This is a genomic window from Massilia sp. METH4, assembly GCF_037094685.1.
Taxonomy (GTDB): domain Bacteria; phylum Pseudomonadota; class Gammaproteobacteria; order Burkholderiales; family Burkholderiaceae_D; genus Rugamonas.
Genome location: NZ_CP146614.1, coordinates 4,933,034 through 4,956,661, shown reverse-complemented (window position 1 = coordinate 4,956,661; position 23,628 = coordinate 4,933,034). Strand labels below are relative to the sequence as shown.

Genomic DNA, 23,628 nt, shown 5'->3' with positions numbered 1-23,628 from the left:
TAACCAGAGAGGGGCGTCACCATGAAGATTACGACATGCAGTATGGATCTGGCAAAGGAAGTTTTCCAATTCCATGGCGTTAATGCGAGCGGCAAGGTCGAGATGCGATGCCAGCTCCGGCGTGGCAAGGTGATGAGGTTTTTCTCTAACATGCCGCCGTGTCTAATTGGGATGGAGGCGTGTGGCAGCGCGCATTACTGGGCACGGCAGTTGCAGAGCCTGGGCCACACGGTCAAGCTGATAGCTCCGCAGTTCGTCAAGCCATACGTGAAGACCAACAAGCACGATGCAGCCGATGCCGAGGCAATCTGCGAGGCAGTGCAAAGGCCAAACATGCGCTTTGTGCCGATCAAGACTATTGAGCAGCAGGCGATTATTGCTGTTCACACGGCGCGTAGTGGGTTCGTCAAGCAGCGTACTGCTCAGGCCAACCAGATTCGCGGCCTGCTGGCGGAGTTTGGCCTCGTTGTCCCGAAGGGTTTGGCCGTGCTCAGGGAGCGAGTACCGGCACTGCTCGACGAAGCGAAGGATGAGTTGCCCGGCATTTTTCGCCAGACCATTCTGGAACTTCTCGATCACTTGAAGGTGCTGGATAGAAGAGTCAACGAATTCGAGCTGGAAATTCTGAAATGGCACCGCTCGAACCCGATGTCCAAACGGTTGGAGAAGATACCCGGCATAGGACCGATCACAGCCAGCGCTTTGGTCGCGGCGATCGGTAACGCGAGGAACTTCGCCAATGGCAGGCAACTCGCAGCGTGGATCGGCCTAGTACCCAAGCAGCATTCGACAGGCGGTCGCACGAATCTTCTGGGCATCAGCAAAAGGGGCGATACGTACCTGCGTACTTTGCTCATTCATGGAGCCCGAGCGGTGATCCAGCATGCAGTCAAAAAGGATCCAAGCAAGAGCGGCTGGCTTCACTCACTGCTTGGGCGACGGCACAAGAACGTTGCGGCAGTAGCATTGGCCAACAAGAATGCAAGGACTGTCTGGGCCCTATTGGCTCATGACAGAGAGTTCCGAGCCGATTACGCTGCCGCGTAATCGGCTCGGTTGAGGGCCTTCGCGGAGGGTAGCGGACAGTTTTTTGGAAGCGGAGCAGTACATTCCACCGATTGCACAAGCGATCAAGAAGTGATGGCAAACCAGGTAAGACCGTGGTCGGCTTAGCCCGCGCGACACCAAGCACCTTGAGTGCGTTAAACCGAGGGGGCGTCGACCAGCAAATCCCATCAGGGACAGTGGCATCAGCCACATCAAAGTCCGAATGTACGGGTGCAATCTTTACCTACAAACCATCACGAAAAGAAAGCTTGGCATACCGGGGGCGTCCATGTACGGTGTCGCACACCGGCGAGCCGGTGTGCGACACCAACGCCTCTCCGCCAACGATTCTCCCAGTAGCACCTTAGCAACGAATTCCCCGCTCCGACTCCCACCGCCCCGTCCCCCCGACGTAAGATGGATTGCAAACAAGATCCATCGGAGACACTCATGGCAGAACCCATCACTTTCCGCGTATTCGGCACGGCGCTGGACGGCGCTGGCGCGCAGTCGCTGGCGGGCGAGCGCAAGCTGGAGCTGCGCTGCGCCTTCGGCGTGCACACGCAGCGCGCCGCGGCGGCGGCCAGCGCCACCGTCGACGTCGAGCCGGGCAAGGATATCGTGGCGCTGCAGATCGCGGACGGCCCGCTGCTGCTGCTGCATCCCGAGCACGCGCGCGACCTGCTCGGCGCCGACGGAGCCGCCACCCGGGGCGCGGGAAGTGCCGTCGCGGTCACCGGGCAGCTGCCATGGACGGCCGGCGTGGCCCGGCGGGATGGCCGCCCGGGCCCCGCCGCCGCGCTGCTCGAATGGTTCGGGGTGGTCCGCGTGCCGGAAAAAGACGAAGAAACGGCCGAGGCGATCGCCGCCGCCATCGACGGACAGGTCACCGAAGGCCTGTATCGCGTCGACGCGGACGGGCTTCCCGCGCAATTCGGGCCCGAGCACCGCGTCGGCGGATGGGACGAGCGCGCCGATCCGGGCCCGCTGCTCGTATTCATGCACGGCACCTTCGTCGATACCGCCCGCACCTTCGGCAGGCTGTGGCTGCGCAATGCCGCGCCGCTGGAGGCGCTGCTGGCGGACTACCCGAACCGCGCCTTCGCGTTCGACCATCCGACCATCCTGAAAAGCCCGATCGGCAACGCCATCGCCCTGGTCGACAGCCTGCCGCACGGCGCCGTGCTGCACCTCGTCACGCATTCGCGCGCCGGCCTGGTGGCGGACGTGCTGCTGCGTGCGTCCCGGCTGGAAGCCGATGCGGTGCTGGAGCGGCTGTTCGCGGATGCGCCCGCCGCGCGGCGCGAGCTGGAGGAGCTGAGAAGCCGGCTGCGCACCAAGACCATTACCGTGCAGCGCGTGGTGCGCTGCGCCTGCCCGGCGCGCGGCACCCTGCTGGCCTCGCGCCGCCTCGACGCGTTCCTCTCCGTGTTCCAGTGGCTGCTCGGTCTGGCCGGCGTGAACGCGACCACCGAATTCGTCGACCTGATGGCGGCCGTGGCGCGCCAGCGCACCAGCGCCAGCGCGATGCCGGGCCTGCAGGCGATGATGCCGGACAGCGCCCTGGTGCGCTGGCTGAACGCGCCGCTGGATGGCGTGGACAGCGAACTGTACGTGGTGGCCGGCGATGCCGAGGGCGACGGCGTGGTGTCGTGGCTGAAGACGCTGGTGGCCGACGCCTTCTTCTGGACCGACAACGACATGGTGGTGCAGACCCGCTCGATGTATGGCGGCGTGCCGCGCGCGGCCGGCCCACGCGCGCCGAAGTTCCGCCTGTTCACGGGCCCGCAAGCCACCCACTTCAGCTATTTCGCCCGCCCCGACCTGGTGGCGCCGCTGCACGCCGCGCTGCGCGGCGAGCCGGGCGATGACTGGAAGGCCATCGGCGCGCAATCGCGCGCCGGGCTCGATTCCAGCGGCACCCGCGCCGTGCCGGAAGCCGCCGTGCCGCGCAGCGAACCGGGCCATCCGCACGTGATCGTGGTGCCCGACCTGTTCGGCTCGATGCTCGCGACGCCGGACGGCGACGTGCTGTGGCTGGCGGGCCACTCGCTGGCCCGCTTCGGCGAGCTGTCGCCCTCCCTCCATCCCGTGCTGAAGCCGGTCGGCCTCGTGCCCGGCCATTACGAGGACCTGTGCCGGCACCTGGCCGCCACGCACAACGTGACGGCATTTGCGTACGACTGGCGGCTGGACATCGCCGTCCAGGCGGACGCGCTGGCGGCGGCGATCGCGCGGCTGGCGGCGGCGCGCCAGCATCCCGAGCAGCCGATCCGCATCGTCGCCCACGGCATGGGCGGCCTGCTGGTGCGCGCCGTGCAGGCGCGCCACCCGGCCGCCTGGCGCCACGTTGCCGAGGCGCCGGCCGCGCGCATCGTGCTGCTCGGCGTGCCGCACGGCGGCAGCTGGCTGCCGCTGCGCATGCTGTGCGGCGACGAGACCTTCGGCCGGCTGTTCAACGCGCCGGGGCCGTTGTTCCAGGACCGCGTGGTGCGCGACACGCTGGCCGCCATGCCGGGCTTCCTGCAACTGCAGGCCGGCCTGGCCGATCCCCATTCGCCCTTGCGCGAGGTGGCGGGCTGGCGCGCCGCGGCCGAAGCCGAGGAGCGCGCGCTGGGCGCCAACGGCTGGCACGACCCGCAGGGCGGCTGGGCGATCCCGGACGCGCCGTGCCTCCGGCAGGCCGCCGCCTTCTGGCGGGAACTGGAACACGCCTTGCCGGGATTGCTGCGCGATGCGGACAAGCTCGTAACCGTGGCCGGCCACGCGCCCGGCACGGTGGCCGGCATGGAACACGGCAAGTGCACGGGCGTGGACCTGATCACGGTCGACAGCGGCGACCGGCACGTCACGCTCGACAGCGCCCTGCTGCACGGCGTGCCGGCCTGGCGCATGCCGGTGGCGCACGACGCGCTGCCGCGCACCACCCGGCATTTCGACGCGCTGGCCGACCTGCTGGCCACGGGCACCACGGAGCGCCTGCCCGCCCTCGGCGGCGCCAGCCGGGGCGGCCCCGCGCAGGCGGCGCGCGCGCAGCGCCGGCCGCTGTCGCACGGCAGCCGCCTCGGCCCCGAGCCGGACCGCGCCGCGCCGGATGGCGTGGTGCCGATGACGGCGCCGGCCGGCGACGAGGCGGCCGGGGACGATGGGCGGCTCACGATCCGCGTCCACCACGGCGACCTGCGCTTCGTGAAAGCACCCCTGCTGCTGGGGCACTACCAGTCGATGACGCTGTCCGGCACCGAGGCGGTGGTCGATACGCTGGTGGGCGGCCGCATGGCCAAGGCCCTGCGCGCCGGCGTCTACCCGGACCGGCTGGGCAGTTTCCAGATCTTCGAGAATGGCCGCCAGCACCATGGCGGGCGGCGCAAGCAGCGCATGATCCCCAGGCCCCGCGCCGCGATTATTGTCGGCCTCGGCGAGGAGGGCAAGCTCACGGCCCAACGACTGGCCTACACGATCCGCATCGGCGTGCTGGCCTTCGCCGAGCGGCTGACGGAAACCGGCGCGCCGCCGGCACGTTTCGAGCTGGCGGCCGCGCTGGCCGGCAGCGGCGGCTCCGGCGTCTCGGTCGGCGCCGCCGCGCTGGCGCTGGCGCAGGGCATTACCGACGCCAACGTGCGCCTGCGCGAGGTCGGCTGGCCGGTCGTCGAGTCGCTCACGATCGTCGAGGTATACCTGGACCGCGCCACCGACGCCTGGCGCGTGCTGCGGCTGCAGGCCGAGGCCACGCCGGAGCGTCTCGTGGTGGAGGGTTACCTGCAGCAGGGCGACGGCAGCCTGCGCCGGCCGCTGGAGAGCAGCTACCGGGGCGCCGCCTACGACTTCATCAGCGCCACCCACATGGACGGCGGCACGGCGCGCATGCCGCTGATCGCCTACAGCCTCGACACGCGGCGCGCCCGCACCGAGGTACGCGCTCAGCAGGCCCAGGGCGCGCTGGTGCGCGACCTCGTCGAAGGCGCGTCCAATTCCGCGCGCTCGGACGGCCAGATCGGCCGCACCCTGTTCAACCTCCTGATCCCGGTGGAGATCGAGCCCTACCTGGCCGGCTCGGCCAGCATGCTGATGGAGCTCGACGCCACCACGTCCACCCTGCCCTGGGAACTGCTCGACACGGACCCCGAACAGCCGGGCGTGCGGCGCGACGACATGGCGCCCTGGGCGATCCGCTGCAAGGTGATCCGCAAGCTGCGCGTGTCCGCCTATCGCGAGCAGGTGGTGGACGCGGGCACCGAGGACAATATGCTGATCATCGGCGAACCGCTGGCCGACCCGGCCTACGGCCGCCTGGCCGGCGCGCAGCGCGAGGCCGCCGCCATCGCCGCCACCGCCCGCACGGCCTTCGGCATCCACGCCGACCGGGTCACGAACCTGGAGCCGCAGGCGAACGCGCGCCGCGTGATCAACCAGCTGTTCGCGCGCAATTACCGCATCGTGCACATCGCCGGCCACGGCACCGGCCCGGCCTGCGCGGACGACGGGGACAAGGAGTATGGCGGCGTGGTCCTGTCGGGCAAGGCAACCTACCTGGGCGTGAACGAGATCATGGCGATGCGCGTGACGCCGGAGCTGGTGTTCCTGAATTGCTGCCACCTCGCCCAGGGCAGCCTGAAACCGCCGTATGACCGCGCCGCGTTCGCCGCGGGCATCGCCGGCGCCCTGATCGACATCGGCGTGCGCTGCGTGATCGCGGCCGGCTGGGCCATCGAGGACAGGGCCGCCGAACTGTTCGCGACCACGTTCTACGAAGAGCTGTTCTCCGGCCAGCGCTTCATCGACGCGGTCGGCACCGCGCGCCTGGCGGCCTGGGAGCTCGACCGCACCGGCAATACCTGGGCCGCCTACCAGTGCTACGGCGATCCGGACTGGAGCTGGAAAGCGGCCAGCGGCAGCCGTTACCCCCCGCCCCAGGAGGAATACGCGGGGGTGGCGTCGCCCATGACGCTGAACCTGGTGCTGCAAGCCATTGCCACGGAGGCGCTGTACTCGCCGCACGAGGATACCCGGCGCAACCGCGAGCGGCTGGCCTGGCTGGAAAAGAACTTCGAACCGGAAGGCTGGACCGCGCGCGGCGACGTGGCCCAGGAATTCGGCGCTGCCTGGGCCGCGCTGCCGGACCGGCAGGAAGCCCTGAAATGGCTGCACCGCGCCATCAACGCCCCGGACGGGCGCTCCTCGCTGAACGCGGTCGAAATGCTGGCCGAACAGGCCAGCCTGCCGGGCGCGACGCTCGAGGAACTGCAGGAAGCGATCGGCAACCTCGGCAAGCTCGTCAAGGAATTGCCGCCCACCCTGCCCCGCCTCAGCCTGCTCGGCAATGCATACCGGCGCGTGAGCATGCTCCAGCACCGCGCCGGCGACCCGGCCGCGGCGGCCAGCCTGGAGCTGGCGCGCCAGCATTTCGAGCGCGCCGTGCTGTGCCCGCCGCTGGAAAACCTGCACAAGTACTATCCGATGCGCGCCCGGCTGGCCTGCGAAGTGCGCGCCGGCCTGCTGGCCGAGGCGGCCGGCACGGTTCCGCCGCCCGGCCGCCCGACGGCGCAACTGATGCGCGACCTGGCCGAGCTGGCGCGCGAGATCGACCTGGCCGCCAATGCCGACCCGAAGTTCTGGTCGATCGTGGCCCAGTCCGAGCAGGATATCCTCAAGGCCGTATTGCAGCGCGACCTCGCCGCCCACGCCGCCGACATCGCCGAGTCGATGAAGGACTTGTACCGGCGCATTCGCACCAAGCGCTACTGGACCCACGTGGCGGACGACGCGCGCGCCCTGCTCGAGGCCTACCTGGCCGTGCTGGGCGCCGGGCAGGACGAGGAACGGCAGGCGTCGCAGCGCGTGCTGGAACTGCTGGATGGCTTTGCCACGACCGTGGCCGAGCGCACCTGACGGGAATGTCCGGCACCGGGTACGGCGCGCGGCCCGGCGCCCGGCGGCCGGCCGCTACAAGGGGTTGGCACATAATTAGAATTCGGATTATGATAAAGCTTTCCCGCGGCCTGTCCGCCGGGTCAACCGCTTCGCGCCGGAGATCTGATGCGTTTCAATAAGCTCGACCTGAACCTGCTGGTGATCCTGAATGCCCTGCTCACCGAACGCAATATCACGCATGCCGCCGAAAAAGTGTTTCTCAGCCAGTCCGCCACGAGCAGCGCGCTGGCGCGGCTGCGGGCCTACTTCAACGACGACCTGCTGGTGGCGTCCGGCCGGCAGATGACGCTCACGCCGCGCGCCCGCGAGCTGGTGGAACCGGTGCGCGAAGTGCTGATGCGCATCGACACCACGATCGCCACGCAGCCGCGCTTCGACCCGGCCAGCGAGTCGCGCGACGTGGTGCTGCTGGTATCGGACTACACCACGGCGGTGCTGGTGCCGCCGCTGCTGGCCGCGCTGCACGCGGAAGCGCCCGGCCTGCGCCTGCACCTGCGCGACCAGCACGACAAGCCGGCCGACCTGCTGGAACGGGGCGATGCCGACTTTCTCGTGATTCCTTCGCAATACCTGTCGAAGGAACATCCGTCGGCCGCCCTGTTCGAGGACGACTACCTGTGCGTGACATGGGAGGGAAACAGCCGCGTGCGCGATCGCCTGACCTTCGACGATTACCTGGCCTGCGGCCACGTGACGGCGGCCTTTAGCAGCGGCAATCCGCTGTCCTCCTTCGACGGCTGGTTCATGGAAAGCTTCGACGTGAAGCGCCGCGTGGAAGTGACGGCGCCCACGCTGACCGCACTGCCCTCGCTCGTCATCGGCACCGACCGTATCGCCACCGTGCACCGGCGCATCGCGCAGCAGGCGATGCAAACGCTGCCCGTGCGCGTGTGGGAGCCGCCGCCGCGCATCCCTCGGCTCGTGCAGATGCTGCAGTGGCACAAGCACCGCAACAACGACCCGGCGATCCGCTGGCTGCGCGAGCGCATCGTGAGCGTGGCCGCCACCGTCTGATCCTCTCCTGGAAGAAGCAATGAACGATACCGTCATGCGCACGGAGGGTAGCGCCTTCGCCGCCGCCGCCGCATTTACCCCCCGCCGCCGCCTGCTTGCCCTGGTGGCCGTGGCCCTCGCCTTCGTGATGGACCTGCTGGACACCACGATCATCAACGTGGCGATCCCCTCGATCGAATCGGGCATGGGCGCCAGCAAGGCCGCGCTGGAATGGATCATCGCCGGCTACGCGATGGCCTTCGCCGTGCTGCTCATCGCCGGCGGCCGGCTCGGCGACAGCCTCGGCTACCGGCGCATGTTCCTGGCCGGGATCGCCCTCTTCACGCTCACGTCGCTGGCCTGCGGCCTGGCGCCCGATGCCCTCGCCCTGCAGGTCGCGCGCCTGCTGCAAGGAGCCAGCGCGGCGCTGATGGTGCCGCAGGTGATGGCACTGGTGCAGGTGATGTATCCGCCGGAGCAGCGCTACAAGGTCTATACGGTGTTCGGCTTCCTGGGCGGCTTCTCGGCCGCGCTGGGCCCGATCGTCGGCGGCTTGCTGATCGACGCAAACTGGTTCGGCCTGGGCTGGCGCCTGACGTTCCTGATCAACCTGCCCATCGGCCTGTTCAGCCTTGCCGCCGGCTGGCTGCTGCTGCCGCGCGGCCGCGGCGTGAACGCCACGCGCGTGGACACGGGCGGCGCGGCGCTGTCGGTGCTCGTGCTGTTCGCCCTGCTGGCACCGCTGATCGAGGGGCCCACGCGCGGCTGGCCGGCCGGCCTGATGGTGCTGCTGGCGGCCGCCGTGCCGCTGGCGTGGGCCACGGTGCGCTACCTGCGCTGGCGCCAGGCGAAGCACGGCAACGCCCTGGTCGACCCCGCCCTGCTGAAACGCCGCAAGGTGGCGCTGGGCCTGCTGTGCACCCTGTGCATCAACCCGATCCTGCCGGGCCACCTGCTGGCCATGACCTTCGTGCTGCAGACGGGGCTGGGCCTCTCCGCCAGCGAGATGGCCTACGCGTGCGCGCCGATCGCCGCGGGCGCGATGGGCGGCATCGTGCTGCTCGGCCCCTGGCTGTTCCGCCGGCTGGGCGTGCGCGTGATGATGATCGGGATCGGCGTCTCGTGCGCGGGTCTCGCGCTGGCCGCGTGGTCCGTGCACGGCGGCCAGTTGCATTACGCGCCGTTGCTGGCGGCGCAGTTCGGCATGGGACTCGGCATGGGCCTGTGCGGCCCGCAACTGTCGAACGCGACCCTGCAGGACGTGCCGATCGCCGACGCGGGCGTGGCGGCGGGCCTGTTCACGGCCGTGCAGCAGGTCGCCGGCGCCGTGGGCGTGGCGTTGACGGGCCTCGTGTTCTTCGGCGTGGCCGGCGGCGGGGGCGATGCGGCCTTGCGCTACGCGGATGCCTACCTGTATGCGCTGCCGCTGCTCCTCGGCCTGCTGGCCGCCGCCTTCCTCGGCACGATGTGGCTGGCGAAGGTGATGCCGGCCACCGGCGGGCGGCTCGCAGCCGCGCACTGAAGCGCGCTGCCTAGCCGCCGGCCGGCGTGTCCTTGCCGATGTCGTAGCGCAGCTCGACCATGCTGGTGCCGATCTGGCGCACCGACTGGAGCTTCAGCACGGGGCTGAGCACCCGGCGCGGGAACAGCTGCCGGCCCTTGCCCAGCGTGACGGAGCCGACCTGCAGGATCAACTCGTCGAGCAGGCCGGCATCATGGAACTGGCCGGCCAGGTCGCCGCCGCCCACGATCCACACATTCTTGCCGCCGGCGGCGGCCACCATGTCGGCATGCACGCCGCGCACGTCGCCGCTCACGAAGCGGATGTCGGCGCCGGCGACGGCCTGGTGGGAACGGCTCGAGAAAATCCACGCCGGCTGCGTGTAGGGCCAGGGCGAACCGGTCTCCTCGGCCACCTTGTCGGCATGGCGCAGCATCCATTCATAGGTGGTGGAACCCATCGCCAGCGCGCCCACCTCGGCGATGAATGCCGGGTAGCTGGACGCGCCGATCTCGCCGAGGGGGAACAGCCAGTCGATGGAATCGTCCTCGGTGGCGATGAAGCCATCGAGGCTGGTCGCCGTGTAGTATTGGGTCTTCATCTGGTCGCGGCTCCTGGATCGCAAGTCGTGCCGGGCGCGGGCTCCCGGCGCATGGTCAACGGGGCGTACAGTATAGCGCGGCCAGCCCGGCCGGCATCAGCGCCTGGGCACGAACAGCAGGAAGGCCAGCATCATGTCCGACAGGTCGGCCAGCAACTGCTTCCAGCTGCCCGCTTCGTCGAGGCGCCCGGTGCTGTCCAGGCCCAGGAAGCGCGCTTGCGTGGCGTAGATCAGCAGCATGCCCGTTTCGACGGCGCGCTCCGGGTCCGGGTGGCGGATCTCGTCGCGGCACGACAGCACGAGCTGGATGAATTTGGCATGGTTTTCCAGCGCCGACTTCTTGCCGGCCGCGCCGATCACCTCGTCCACGGCGCCGCGCAGCATGAACGAGCGCAGCACGCTGGCGTTTTCCTGCAGCAGGTTGCCCAGGCCCGTGACGACGGCCGGCACCACCTGCGCCAGTCCTTGCGCGCCGGCGGCGATGCGCGCCTCTTCCTCGCTGAACTGCTCGGCCAGGCGTTCCAGGAAGCGCACCTGCACCACGCGCAGCAGGTCATCCTTGCCATCCACGCGGCCGTACAGCGAACCGGTGGACACGCCGGAGCGCTGGCAGATCTCGGCCAGCGTGATCTGGTCGTAGGCGCGTTCGCGCAGCAGCTCGATGGTCGCCTCGATGATGCGCTCGAACGACTGGCGGCTGCGGCCCTGCTTGGGCACGCGGGCATGGGCGATAGTGGAAGGCATGGATCTCATGGAAACGAGGGTGCCCGATTATAGCCAATGCAATGCCGTGAGGGAACGGAGCACGGTTGGATCGGCGCGGCGTGGGTTCACAGGTCGCCGTGCACCGGGCTGCCCGCCACGCCCGGCCACTCCATTTCCAGTTCCATGCCGATCGAGCGCGCCAGCCCGTCCAGGTCGGGGAACAGCGTGGCGTTCGTGATGTTCATGCGGTACAGCGCCTTCATTGCCTCTTCGCGGATGCCGATCGGCAGCACGATCTTCTTGAGCAGCGTGGCGCTGTCGGCATAGTGGCGCAGGATCTCGTCGAGCGGCTTGTCGAGCATGCCCGGCACCACCAGCGTGCCCGACTGCGCCACCAGCCGGCGGTCCATCTCGGTGGGCTCGCCCGTCCAGATGATCGCGTTCGTGTTCGGCAGGAACAGCCGGGCGAAATTACCGGACAGTCGAGGATCGATGGCATTGCGGTCCATGCCGGGCTGCCCGCGCGGCGCCGCGCTCCACAGGCGGGGCGTGTTCAAGGCATAGATGGCGGCGTCGCGCGTGGCCCGTTCCAGCGCGAAGAACATGGCCACGAACGGCGACTTGGTGAAGTCGAGCAGCCGCGTGGGCGCGCCGTGGTGCTGCATCAGGGCGAGGCAGCGCAGCGCATTGTCCAGCACGGCCGGGTTGTCGAGATAGTTGTGGGCCTTGCGACGAAAGATGCGGATGGCCCGCTCCTCGCGCATGCGCCAGCTGGTCCCGTCCGGCACATAGGCGTTCAGGTAGCGCGACAGCGAGGTCAGCAGCGGCCAGCGCGCATCCTGCTGGCCACGGAACGCCCAGCCATCGAGCTCGGCGCTGAGCAGCATGAAGTCGGTCCAGGTGGCGGCGGTGATTTCTTCCATGGCGGCGGTGGCGAAACGAGGTAGGAGAGTGTAACCGAGGCCGCCCGGCGGTTGCCGGCCCGGGTGCCGATTCGTGCGGCGGGTAGCGCCGTACCTTCGCGACAACGCCGAACCGGTCGCAAACCAATAATCATTGGCAACGAACAAATTGCCGAACTTATAATAACCAACAGTCCATCTCGCACCCCGAGGATCATGCTGTTCAATTCGCACGCGTTCCTGTTCGGCTTCCTGCCCGTCGTCCTGCTGGCGTACTTCGCCGCCGCGCGGCGCGGCCGCGAGTACGGCAACCTCGTGCTGGCACTCGCCTCGCTGTTCTTCTATGCGTGGTGGGACATGCGCTACCTGCCGCTGCTGCTCGCCTCGATCGCCGGCAATTACGCATGCTCGCTGCAGATCCGCGCGGCCGGGGGCGCCGCGCGTCAGCGCTGGCTGGTCGCGGCGCTGGCCGGCAATCTTGCCCTGCTGGGCTGGTACAAATATGCCGGGTTCTTCGCCGCCAGCGTGGCGCAAGCGACGGGCTGGCAACTGCCCGCCTTGCACATCGTCCTGCCGATCGGGATCTCGTTTTTCACCTTCACCCAGATCGCCTTCCTGGTCGACACCGCGCGCGGCCACGTCAGCGAAAGCCGCTTCCTCCATTATTTGCTGTTCGTGACCTATTTCCCACACCTGGTCGCGGGCCCGGTCCTGCACCACGGCGAGATGATGCCGCAGTTCGCCAACGAGAGGAACCGCTGGCCGCACTTCGACAACTTCGCGGTCGGCGCGACGATCTTCTTCATCGGACTGGCCAAGAAGGTCCTTGTCGCCGACAACCTGGCGCCGCATGCGAACGTGCTGTTCGCCGAGCCGCAGGGCGTGTCGCTGCTGGTGGCCTGGGGCGGCGTGCTGGCCTACGCCTTCCAGCTGTACTTCGACTTTTCCGGCTATTCCGACATGGCCATCGGCCTTTCCCGGCTGTTCGGCGTGCGGCTGCCGCTGAACTTCGCCTCCCCCTACAAGGCCGCCTCGATCATGGAGTTCTGGCGCCGCTGGCACATGACGCTGTCGCGCTTCCTGCGCGACTACCTGTACATCCCGCTGGGCGGCAATCGCAAGGGCGCGGCGCGACGCTCCGCCAACCTGATGGCGACGATGCTGCTGGGCGGCCTGTGGCACGGCGCCGGCTGGAACTACGTGATCTGGGGCGGCCTGCATGGCCTGTACCTCGTTATCGCCCAGGCATGGCGCGGCTTCGCGCAGCGCATGGGCTGGCGCGGCGGCCTACCCGGCAGGCTCGCCGGCTGGGCGCTGACCTTTGCCGCCGTCTGCGTGGCCTGGGTATTCTTCCGTGCGCCGGACCTGGCCACGGCCATGCCCATCCTCGCGGGCATGGCCGGCCTGCACGGCGTGGAGCTGCCGGCCACGCTCGGCGCCCATCTGGGCTGGCTGAAGGGTGCGCTCGACGCCATCGGCATCGGCTGGTACCAGGGGGGGACGGCGCGCTTCGTCGAGACCTGGTGCTGGGTGGCCGCCGCCGGTGCCATCGCCTTCGCGATGCCGAACACGCAGCAGATCATGCACCGCTTCGCACCCGCGCTGGATGCCCTGGACGCCGATGGCGCGCGGCTGGCATGGCGGCCCGCCCGCCGCCATGCGGTACTGGCAGGCGCGCTGGCCCTTGCCGGCGTGCTGTCGCTGAACCGGCCCACCGATTTCCTGTATTTCCAGTTCTGACATGGACGCACACCGTCATTACCTGCGCTGGATGTTCGGCACGATGGCCCTGGCCAGCGTCGCCGCCGCCGGGTTCGTCGCGCTCGTCGACCCGTATGGCCTGTACGGGCTTGCCGACGTGCCGGGCCTGAACCGCGTGAAGCCGCCCGTGGAACGGTACCGCAATGAAATCCGGCTGGCCCGCGCCGAACGCTTTCGCCCCGAGCTGGTCGTGACCGGCAACTCGCGCATGGAGGTCGGCGTCGATCCCGAGGGCGCGCCGCTTGCCGGAACCAACGCGTTCAACCTTGCGCTGGCCGGTACCAGCATGGAGGTGACCATCGGCCAGTTGCGCCACCTCGCCGCCGGCGGCCATGCACCCCGGCGCGTCATCGCCGGGGTAGAGTTCGTCGATGTGCTGACGGACCGCCCGGTGCACCCGGCCACCGTGGTGCCGCCTCTCCCGCCAGCCACGCAAGGGTGGCGCGCCCACGTGTGGCGCGCCGATGCGCTGTACTCGTTCGTCTCGTTGAAGGATGCGCTGGTGACGGTGGCGATCCAGAGCCGGCCGGAGGCCGCGATGGCCACCCTGCGTGGGCATAATCCGCTGCTGCAATACCACCAGGCGGCGGCGACGGAAGGCTATGCCGCGCTGTTCAGCCAGCGCGCCGCCGAGAACACGCGCAAGCTCGCCGCCATGGCGCAAGGCGGCTTGCACGGGGCGGCCGTGCGCGCGCATGTGGCGCAGCTCATCGACACCGCCGCGGCCGCCCAACCGGCCGTGGACGTCGACCTCGTCATCTACCCCTATCATGCGCAGTTGCTGGCGCTGTTCGAGCACGCCAGCGCGTGGCCCCGCTTCGAGGCCTGGAAGGAAATCCTCGTCCAGGAAGCCGAGGCGGGCCGGCGGCGCCACCCGGCCGCGCGCATCGCGGTGCACGATTTCTCCGGATTTGGCCCGATCCAGTGCGAGCCCATTCCGCCGCCGGGCAGCAAGGCACGCACGCGCTGGTACTGGGAAGCGGGCCACTTCAAGCCGGCGCTGGGCGACTTGCTGGTGGCGCGCGTGCTCGGCACCGCGGCCGACGGCGTGCCTGCCGGTTTCGGCGTGCGGCTCGAGCGGGAGACCCTGGCGGCGAACCGGCACCGCATCGCCGGCGAGCGTGCGCGCTGCGCGGCGCGCCAGCCATCCCTCTTCGACGGGGTAGCGCGCGACGCCGCCCGCGAGCTGGCACGGCGCCAGCCGGCGGCGCGGCTGCATACGGCGGCCCTCGAGTAGGCGTGCGCCACCGTTGCCGCGTGACGGCGGCAACGCCCCGTTCACGGTTTCCCCACGCCCGCGGTGCCTACGACGCCCTCAGGGCATTCCAGGTCGCCCAGGCCGCCAGCAGCCACACGGTCACGACGAGCGCGACGTGCAACCGCGCCTATTCCAGCGCCGGCCGCCGGCTGGGCCGGCCCATCCGGCGCCGTGAGCTGGTCTGACCACTCGTTGCAAAAACACGTCACTGGTCTGACAGAATCGCGTCTGGCCCGACCACATCGTTTTCCCAGCGATTTTTGTCGGCGCCCAAGATTGATAAACTTGCCAGCATTTTGACCGAAGTTAGCGCGAAAGGAAGGCTGGGTTATCGTTTTCCTTGTTAACTATTCGTTTTAGTTATTTGTATAAGCAAACGAGCTCCGCAATGATGGAGGCCGCGCACACCCAGGGTCGTGCGCGCCGCAGGCGTTGAAATCCGGAACAAAATCAGAACAGGAGACTTGGATGCACAGCAGCAAATACGCACTGAAACTGACGGCAATCGCTTCGGCCGTGCTGGCGATGGGCAATGCCCACGCGCAGGCGCAGGCACAACAGGCGCCGGCCGAAACGCAGACCGTGGTCGTGACGGGCCTGCGGGCGTCGCTGGAAAGCGCGCTCAATGCCAAGCGCACCGAGAACAGCATCGTCGACGTCATCAAGGCCGAGGATATCGGCAAGTTCCCGGACACGAACCTGGCCGAATCGCTGCAGCGCGTGCCGGGTGTGGCGATCGATCGCGATGCCGGCGAAGGCCGCAGCATCACGGTCCGCGGCCTGGGCCAGGACTTTACCCGCGTGCGCATCAACGGCATCGAGGCGCTGGCCACCACGGGCGGCAGCGACAACAGCGGCGGGACCAACCGGGGCCGCGGCTTCGACTTCAATGTCTTCGCTTCCGAACTGTTTTCATCGCTCACGGTGCGCAAGAGTTCCGCGGCCGAAGTGGAGGAAGGCTCGCTGGGCGCCACCGTCGACCTGCAGACGATGCGCCCCTTCGACCTGGCCAAGCGCGGCTTCAACGCCACGGCCATGCTCAAGGGCCGCTACAACGACCTGTCCAAGAAGACCGACCCGCGCGGCGCGTTCATGATCTCGGACACGTTCAACAACAACACCATGGGTTACCTGGTCTCGGTAGCCTACAGCCGCCGCAACCTGTACGAGGACGGCTTCTCGACGGGACGCTGGGACAACGGCCCTTCCGTGGGCGGCTGGTGCGCGCCGATGGGCGTGGGCACGTCCACGTCGCCCAATTGCAGTACCAGCGCGCCGGGCTTCCCCGCCTCGCAGCGCCTGCCGGGCACCCCTGAATACATTGCCGCGTACAACGCGGCCAGCAACCCGAACAACTACCACCCGCGCTTCCCGCGCTACGGCCGCATGGTGCACGACCAGGACCGCCTGGGCGTGACGGCGTCGTTCGAATGGAAGCCGCAACGCGGCACGCGCCTGTCGCTCGACCTGCTGTACGCCGACCTCGACGCGACCCGCGAGGAGAACTACATCGAAGGCTTCTCGTTCTCGCGCAACCTCAGTTCGGGCGGCAAGCCGCAGACTTCCGTGGTGGACGTGCAGTACGACGCCCTGGGCCGCATGACCTACGGCGTGTTCAACGGCGTGGACATCCGCTCCGAATCGCGCTACGACGAGATGCAGACGCGCTTCGTGCAACCGACGCTGAACCTCTCGCACCAGATCAACGAGGACTGGCGCCTGACGGCCGCACTGGGCCATGCGAAATCGAAGTTCGAGAACCCGATCCAGACCACCGTCACGTTCGATGCGCCGAACGTGAACGGCTACGTGGTCGACTTCCGCCAGAACGACCGGCTGCCCGTGATCACGTACCCGTTCGACGTGGCGAAAGCCGGTGTGCTGGGCATCTACGGCGTGCCGGCCGGCGCCACCACGGCGGCCAATGCGCTGCCCAGCGAGATCCGCATCCGCCCGGCGGGCACGGAAAATACCAACGACGTGCTGAGCGCCGACCTGGCCTGGCGCGCCACCGACACATGGACGTTCAAGGCCGGCGTGAACGCCAAGCGCTACAAGTTCAACACGTGGGAATTCCGCCGCGCGAACACGTCCGAGTCGATCTATGGCCTGCCGGCCGGCACCGACATCAACAGCCTGGCGACCGTGATGTCGGGCTTCGGCACCGGCCAGGACCTGCCGGCCGGGACGGCAACCAGCTGGGTGATGCCGAACATCGGCGCCATCACCTCGCTGTATGACGCCTACTGCAACTGCCTGAAGACCGGTCCCGCCAACGGCCCCGGCGACTTCACGCTGACCTCGCTGTCGAACGCCAGCGCGCGCGGCAACAACCGGGCGATCAAGGAACAGGACAACGGCGTGTACCTGCAGGGCGACTTCGACGCCGAGCTGTGGGGCCTGCCGCTGCGCGGCAACCTGGGCGGCCGCTACGTGAAGACGAAGCTCACGGCCACGGGCTACCAGGCCGCTGGCGGCGGCACCCCGGTGACGGTGGAACACGACTACAAGGACTTCCTGCCGGCGTTCAACGTGACGGCCAACGTGACGCCGGACTTCCTGGTGCGCCTGGCCGCGGCCAAGGTGATGTCGCGTCCGCCGCTGGGCAACCTGAATCCCGGCGGCAGCGTGAGCACCGTCGGCGCGCTGGGCGTCTCCTCCGGCAACCCGCTGCTGGCGCCCTTCCGCGCCAAGACCTTCGACGCCTCGTTCGAGTACTACTTCCCGAACAAGGCCTTCGTGGGCCTGGGCCTGTTCCAGAAGAACATCAGCAACTACGTGCAGGCCGTGCGCGAGTCGATGCCGTACAACCAGACCGGCCTGCCGCTGTCGCTGCTGCCGGCGAACTTCACCGGCACCGAGATGTTCGACGTGACGAGCTTCCGCAACACCCCGGGCGGCAAGCTGCGCGGCTTCGAACTGAATTACCAGCAGCCGTTCACGTTCCTGCCGGCCTGGGGCCGCAACTTCGGCGTGATCGCCAACTACACGAAGGTGTCGTCGAAGATCGACTACATCATCTCGGCCACCACCGCCAACAGCGGAACGGTGCGCAACGACCTGGTGAACCTGTCGCCGAAATCGTGGAACACCACGCTGTACTACGACGACGGCCGCTTCAGCGCGCGCCTGACCGGGGCCTACCGCTCGGCCTACCTGCAGACGGTGCCGGCGCAGAACAACAACGACGTGGCGGGCAAGAACGAAACCACGAACGTAGACCTGTCGATGTCCTACAAAATCAATGACAAGCTCGAGGTCACGTTCGAAGGCGTCAACCTCACGAACGAACCGAGCGACCAGTACGTGGGCAGCGTGCGCAACAGCGTGAACGTGCACAACGTGACGGGCCGCGAGTACCTGCTCGGCATGCGCTACAAGTTCTGAGGCCGGCACGATGGTTTCGCGACGCGATGCGATGAAGTCGGCGGGCCTTGGCACGCTGCTGCTGGGGGCGGGCGCGCCCTCCCCGGCCGCGGCGGCCTGCTCACCCGCCGCAACCCCCGCCTGGGGAAAAGGCTTCGAAGGCCAGCGCAAGCCGGATCTCGGAAACGGCACCTTCCTCAATCCGATCGTGGCGGGCGACCGTCCCGATCCGTCGATCCTGAAGGATGGCGACGATTACTACATGACCTTTTCCACCTTCGATGCCTATCCGGGCCTCGTGATCTGGCATTCGAAGGACCTGGTGAACTGGCGGCCCGTGACCGCCACGCTGCACCGTAACATCGGGTCCGTGTGGGCGCCGGAGCTGTGCAAGCACAAGGGGCGCTACTACCTGTATATCCCGACGAAGAAGACGGCGGTGCCCGGCTCCAAGACCACGTCGTGGGTGATCTGGGCCGAGCGGATCGAGGGACCCTGGTCGGACCCGATCGACCTGGACCTGCCGCGGCACATCGATCCCGGGCACGCCGTGGGCGAGGACGGCTCGCGCTGGCTGTTTCTATCGGGCGTGGACCGGGTGCGGCTGTCCGACGACGGCCTGAAGACGGTGGGGAAGCCGGAAAAAGTGTACGAGCCCTGGCGCTATCCGGACGACTGGGAAGTGGAAGCCTTCTCGCCCGAAGGTCCGAAGGTCTTGCGGCACAACGGCTATTACTACCTGATCCTGGCCGTGGGCGGCACGTCCGGCCCGCCGACCGGGCATATGGTGATCGCGGCGCGCTCGAAGTCGATCCACGGGCCGTGGGAACACCATCCACGCAACCCGCTGGTGCGCACCACCGACGTGGCCGAGAAATGGTGGTCGCGCGGCCATGCCACCCTGGTGCAGGGGCCGGCGGGCGACTGGTGGAGCGTCTACCACGGCTACGAGAACGGCTTCTGGACGCTGGGGCGGCAGTGCCTGCTGGCGCCGGTGACGTGGTCGGCGGACGGCTGGCCCGACTTCGGCGGCGGCGACCTGTCGCAACCTCTGCGCAAGCCCGTGGCGAGCTCGGATCGTATTGACGATACGGGGCACGGCATGCCGCTGTCGGACGACTTTTCGACCGACAAATACGGCATCCAGTGGAACTTCTTCAATCCGGCGCCGGACGAGGCGAAGCGCCTGGCGCGCCGCGCTGGCGCGATGCACCTGAAGGCGCGTGGCCAGATGCCTTCGGACTCGTCGCCGCTCGTGTTCGTGGTACCGGACCAGGACTACGAAGTGGAATGCGAGATCGAAGTCGATCCCGGCACGCGCGCGGGCCTGCTGCTGTTCTACGACCACAAGCTGTACTGCGGCATGGGCTTCGAAGAGAAGAACCTGATCCTGCACCGCTACGGCACCGAGCACGGCACCCCGGCCAACCCGTACGGCCGACGCGTCTTCCTGCGCGTGCGCAACCGCAGGCACGTGGTCAGCATCCACCTTTCCGGCGACGGCAAGACGTGGGTGCGCGGGCCGCGGGGGTATGAAGTGTCCGGCTACCACCACAACGTGCGCGGCGGCTTCATGTCCCTGAAACCCGCCCTGTACGCCGCCGGCACCGGCGAAGCCCGCTTCCGCAACTTCCGGTATCGCGCGTTCGCCTAGCATTACTGCCGAGCTCGTGTCACTGGGGTCTGACCCCACGAGACACGGGCTCGGCTGTGGCCTCGGAGGCCCAGCCCTGCATGGCTGGGGCGTTCGGCAGGCGCGGAGCGGTGCTCCGCGAAATCCTTGCCTCACCCGCGGCCGGCGCGCGGGGCGCTGCGCCGTTCGACGGCGGCGGCCTGGCTGGCGGCAGCGAAGCGGGCCAGCGCGTAGTCGAGCGTCGGCAGCAGTGCGCCGCGGCGGGTTTCGAGCACGGGGGCGACGTCCACCTCGTCGACTTCGTGCTGGACCAGCATGGCGCCCAGGCCCAGCAGCATGGCGGCGCGCGAGACCAGGTCGATGGCGGCCACGCCCGCGTGGTTGGCCAGGTGCCAGATACCGCGCTCGCCGTCCACCGCCAGGTCGAGGCACGCGTCGACGAGGTCCGGCAGGTAGCTCGGCGCGAGCGTCAGGTCGGGCGGCAGCGCCACCGGCTTGCCTTCACGCAGGGCGGCCAGCGCGCGGCCCAGCAGGCCGACGTCGCCGTCGGCACTGAAGAACTGGCCGCTGCGCACGATCAGCGCCTGCGGATTGGCACCCAGCACGCGGCGCTCCGCCTCGGCCTGGCAGCGGCCGAAGGCATCCAGCGGCACCGGCGTCGCCGCCTCGTCACGGCGCCCTTCCACCCCGGCCAGCACCGCCGTGCTCGAGAACACCTGGTACGGCAGCCCGTGCCGCGCCGCGGCCAGCGCCAGCACGACGGCGCCGTTGACATGGGCGCGATACTGCTCTTCCGTCTGCCCCACTTCCGTCATGCCCGGCTCCGGCGGCCGGGCCCCGGCCGCGTTGACGATCGCCCACGGCCGGTGCTGGCGGATCATCCGCTCCACGGCTGCCGGGTCGGTGGCATCCATCGAATCGCGCCCGGCCAGCACGCAAGGCAGGTTACGCGCCTTGCAGCGGGCGGCGAAGGCACGCGCCAGCGCGCCACTGGCACCGGCGACGAGGATCGGCGGCATCGGCGCCTTCGCCTGCTGCCGCTCGGTCAGCGACGCCGTCACGGCGGGTGCCGCTACCGGCTGGCACAGGAAACGCCCGGGACGGTGCCACCAGCCGCTGCCGCGCATCACCGGGTGGTCCAGTTCGCGGCCGCTCGAGAGGCGCCGCATCATGTCGGCCACCGCCGTGGGGCGCGGCTCGGCACCGCGCACATCGAACGGCCCCGGCTCGTAATAGCCGTGGCAGGCCGTCACCAGGCAATTCCAGTCGAAGGACCCCAGCAGTGCCCACACGGTGACGGCACGGATATCGGCACCGGCGGCGCGCTGGGCGTCGGCGGCCTGCCAGATCTCGCGCAGCCAGCGCATCTGGTCTTCGCGGTGCGCGTCGATGTGCGCCTCGGTGATCGCCACGGGCAGCTTGTAGCGTTCCCACACCTCGCCCAGCAGCGGCCCGATGCCGCGCGTGGGGTTGGCCAGCACGCGGGCCGTTTCCATGTCCGCATGCTTGACGCCCTTGTATTCGTGCACGTGGCTGGCCGGGAAGCCTTCGACGCGGTGGTCCAGCCAGCGCTCGCTGGTGATGTAGTAATTGACGCCGATGATGTCCGGCGGGCAGGGATTGTCGCGCAACCACTGCAGTTCCTCCGGATCGGCACCCGACTTGAGCATGAAGTCCCACAGCGCGTGTTCCGGCCCCACCATGCCGCACAGCAGGTCCCAGGACAGCCAGCGCCTTTCATTGAAGAACTCGACCAGGTGCGCCATCTCGGGCGTGCCGTAGGTGCGCGACAGGTCGTCCGTCTGCACCAGCTTCGCCTCCGGGTTCACCTCGCGGATGGCGCGCATGGCCAGCACGGTGGCGCGGCACTGGTTCATCAGCGCCCGCACGAACGCTTCTTCGGACTTGGCATGGGGATACCACACGCCGGACAGGCCCGAGAACCGCGCCGTCGTCAACGGTTCATTGACGGGGGTGTAATACGTCAGCCAGGGGTAGCGGCGCGCCACGGCGCCGGCAAATTCGGCCAGTTTCTCGGGGAAGCATGGCGAAATCAGACTCGTATGGCGCGGCCCGCTGCCGTGGTGCACCAGCCCGGCAATCGGTTCCACGCCCAGGTCGCGCAGGCGCGGCAGCCGGGCGTCGGACCAGGACCAGTCGGCCGATTCGGGACCGTCCGGCGCGGTGCATTCCCACAGTACCGGATACCGCACGGCCTTGATTCCCAGCGACGCGAAGCGGTCGATGTCCTCCAGTCGCCCGCGGTGGCCGTTGCGCTCCATCTGGCTGAAATACTGGTCCGACACGCGGTTGATCGTGCATTCGAGGCCGCCCCACAGTTCGAGGGGGGCGGAATTGTTCACGTCGTGACTCATGTTTTAATCTCCAGTGTTGACCCGCCCTTACTTTAGAACTGTACGGTACAGGCCGGCGTGGGCCGAGGGACAACACGCTTGTCGGACTAAACCCCGTGGGACGACGCGAACCTCTCCTATAAACACTTACAAAAAACTGACGTTCACAAGGCAACATCGCCTGATGGTCAACCCGCCGCCGCCCGCGCCGGCTCACTGTTCAGGACAGCGACGGCCGACCGTTCGTGCCGGATCAGCGCCACGGCCACGGTGGCAATCACCGCCGGCACGGCGATGGCGGCGAAATTGTGCTGCAGCGGCAGCGCCAGGCCGACCAGCGTGCCGATCGCGATCGGCGCCAGGATCGCGCCGCTGCGCCCCACGCCGGACGCCCAGCCGATGCCGGTGGCGCGCACGGCCGCCGGATAGAACTGCCCCGCATACGCATAGGTAACGATCTGCGTGCCGATCGTCGACGCCCCGGCCAGCCCCACCAGCAGGAACAGCACGGGCGTCGGTACCGGATAACCGAGCAGCGTGATCGACACGGCGGCGAGCGCGTACATCGCCACCAGCACGTACTTGATATGGAAGCGGTCGGCCAGCCAGCCGCCGCCCACCGCGCCGATCACGGCGCCGAAGTTCAGCACCAGCACGAAGGTCAAGGCCGAACCGAGGCTGTACCCTGCCCCGGCCATCAGCTTGGCGAGCCAGGAACTCAAGGCATACACCATGAACAGGCACATGAAGAAGGCGATCCAGAACATCGCGGTGGAAAAGCCTCGCCCGTCGGCGAACAGTTGCCGGATCGGCGCACCGGAAGGCCGCTCCGCCGCCGGCAAGGCAAAGCTGTCGCCGCACTGCGCCGTGCACGACGGGTCGAGCCGCCGCGCAATGGACGCAACCTCGTCCAGCCGCCCCGCCCGCAACAGGAACGGCAGCGATTCGGGCAGCGACTTCAGCACGAAGGGAATCAGCACGATCGGAACGCCGGCGGCCAGGAACACGGATTGCCAGCCCCACGCCTCGATCATCCCTTTTCCCAGCAGCGCGGCCAGCATGCCGCCCACCGCGTAGCCGGAGAACATCAGTGTCACGAGCGTGGCGCGCAGGCGTTTCGGCGCGTACTCCGTCATCTGCGCCACCACGTTCGGCATCACGCCGCCGATGCCCAGGCCGGCCAGGAAGCGCATGGCGCTGAAGACATAGGGATCGTCCGTCATGCCCGCCGCCGCCGTGAAGCCGGAAAACAGCGCCAGGCAGATGGCGATGGCGGCGCGCCGTCCGATGCGGTCGGCGACCGTGCCCAGGAAGATGGCGCCGATCATCATGCCGAACAGGGCCGAGCTGACCATGAAGCCGGCGCTTTGCGCCGTCACGCCCATATCGCGCATGATTGCGGGCAGCGCGATCCCTGCCACGGCGAGATCGTAGCCGTCGCAGACAATGACGAGGGCGCACCACCCCAGAATCCTGGCGTGGAAGCGGTTGAAGCTGGCGTCATCCGCGAGTTGCTGCAGGTCGATTTGCCGCATGATGTGTCTCCTTTATGGTTGTGGATACTTGTGTGCGAATC

At 68.5% G+C, this 23,628-nt stretch carries 14 protein-coding genes; 9 read left to right on the top strand and 5 right to left on the bottom strand.

Annotated elements, in window-relative coordinates:
- The first annotated feature begins 21 nt into the window (after positions 1–21).
- From V6Z91_RS21760 to V6Z91_RS21745, 4 genes are all read left to right on the top strand, one after another.
- Positions 22–1,047 (top strand): IS110 family transposase, encoded by a 1,026-nt coding sequence (locus V6Z91_RS21760; RefSeq protein ID WP_338760468.1) that lies wholly within the window; start codon positions 22–24, stop codon positions 1,045–1,047.
- A gap of 450 nt (positions 1,048–1,497) precedes the next feature.
- Positions 1,498–6,936 (top strand): CHAT domain-containing protein, encoded by a 5,439-nt coding sequence (locus V6Z91_RS21755; protein WP_338761076.1) that lies wholly within the window; start codon positions 1,498–1,500, stop codon positions 6,934–6,936.
- A gap of 147 nt (positions 6,937–7,083) precedes the next feature.
- Complete coding sequence (locus V6Z91_RS21750) at positions 7,084–7,992, top strand: LysR family transcriptional regulator (protein WP_338761073.1); 909 nt, start codon at positions 7,084–7,086, stop codon at positions 7,990–7,992.
- Between the two features lie 19 nt (positions 7,993–8,011).
- Positions 8,012–9,493, top strand: a complete 1,482-nt coding sequence (locus V6Z91_RS21745) for an MFS transporter (protein ID WP_338761072.1) — start codon at positions 8,012–8,014, stop codon at positions 9,491–9,493.
- 10 nt (positions 9,494–9,503) lie between these two features.
- On the opposite strand, the gene V6Z91_RS21740 is transcribed toward V6Z91_RS21745, so the two are convergent.
- The 3 genes from V6Z91_RS21740 to V6Z91_RS21730 form a co-directional block, all read right to left on the bottom strand.
- Positions 9,504–10,073: a dihydrofolate reductase family protein gene (locus V6Z91_RS21740; RefSeq protein WP_338761069.1), complete on the bottom strand. Its 570-nt coding sequence runs from the start codon at positions 10,071–10,073 to the stop codon at positions 9,504–9,506.
- Positions 10,074–10,169: 96 nt separating this feature from the next.
- On the bottom strand, positions 10,170–10,817 hold the full coding sequence (locus V6Z91_RS21735; protein WP_338761067.1) for a TetR/AcrR family transcriptional regulator: 648 nt from the start codon (positions 10,815–10,817) through the stop codon (positions 10,170–10,172).
- Positions 10,818–10,903: 86 nt separating this feature from the next.
- Complete coding sequence (locus V6Z91_RS21730) at positions 10,904–11,701, bottom strand: FRG domain-containing protein (protein ID WP_338761065.1); 798 nt, start codon at positions 11,699–11,701, stop codon at positions 10,904–10,906.
- A gap of 195 nt (positions 11,702–11,896) precedes the next feature.
- Between V6Z91_RS21730 and V6Z91_RS21725 the strand changes: the two genes are divergently transcribed.
- The 5 genes from V6Z91_RS21725 (at position 11,897) to V6Z91_RS21705 (ending at position 19,719) form a co-directional block, all read left to right on the top strand.
- The gene (locus V6Z91_RS21725; RefSeq protein WP_338761063.1) at positions 11,897–13,420 is read left to right on the top strand and encodes an MBOAT family protein; all 1,524 of its coding nucleotides are present in this window, start codon (positions 11,897–11,899) and stop codon (positions 13,418–13,420) included.
- A 1-nt stretch (position 13,421) separates the two neighbouring features.
- Positions 13,422–14,678 (top strand): hypothetical protein, encoded by a 1,257-nt coding sequence (locus V6Z91_RS21720; RefSeq protein ID WP_338761061.1) that lies wholly within the window; start codon positions 13,422–13,424, stop codon positions 14,676–14,678.
- A gap of 2 nt (positions 14,679–14,680) precedes the next feature.
- Entirely contained in the window at positions 14,681–14,884 is a 204-nt protein-coding gene (locus V6Z91_RS21715) for a hypothetical protein (protein ID WP_338761059.1), read from the top strand.
- A 283-nt stretch (positions 14,885–15,167) separates the two neighbouring features.
- On the top strand, positions 15,168–18,086 hold the full coding sequence (locus tag V6Z91_RS21710; RefSeq protein WP_338761056.1) for a TonB-dependent receptor: 2,919 nt from the start codon (positions 15,168–15,170) through the stop codon (positions 18,084–18,086).
- 10 nt (positions 18,087–18,096) lie between these two features.
- Positions 18,097–19,719 (top strand): family 43 glycosylhydrolase, encoded by a 1,623-nt coding sequence (locus V6Z91_RS21705; protein ID WP_338761052.1) that lies wholly within the window; start codon positions 18,097–18,099, stop codon positions 19,717–19,719.
- Positions 19,720–19,850: 131 nt separating this feature from the next.
- Here the strand turns inward: V6Z91_RS21705 and V6Z91_RS21700 are convergent, their stop codons facing one another.
- Together V6Z91_RS21700 and V6Z91_RS21695 are read right to left on the bottom strand one after the other, a co-directional pair.
- Entirely contained in the window at positions 19,851–22,073 is a 2,223-nt protein-coding gene (locus V6Z91_RS21700) for a family 1 glycosylhydrolase (RefSeq protein WP_338761049.1), read from the bottom strand.
- A 167-nt stretch (positions 22,074–22,240) separates the two neighbouring features.
- Positions 22,241–23,587, bottom strand: a complete 1,347-nt coding sequence (locus V6Z91_RS21695) for an MFS transporter (RefSeq protein WP_338761046.1) — start codon at positions 23,585–23,587, stop codon at positions 22,241–22,243.
- Between the last annotated feature and the right edge of the window lie 41 nt (positions 23,588–23,628).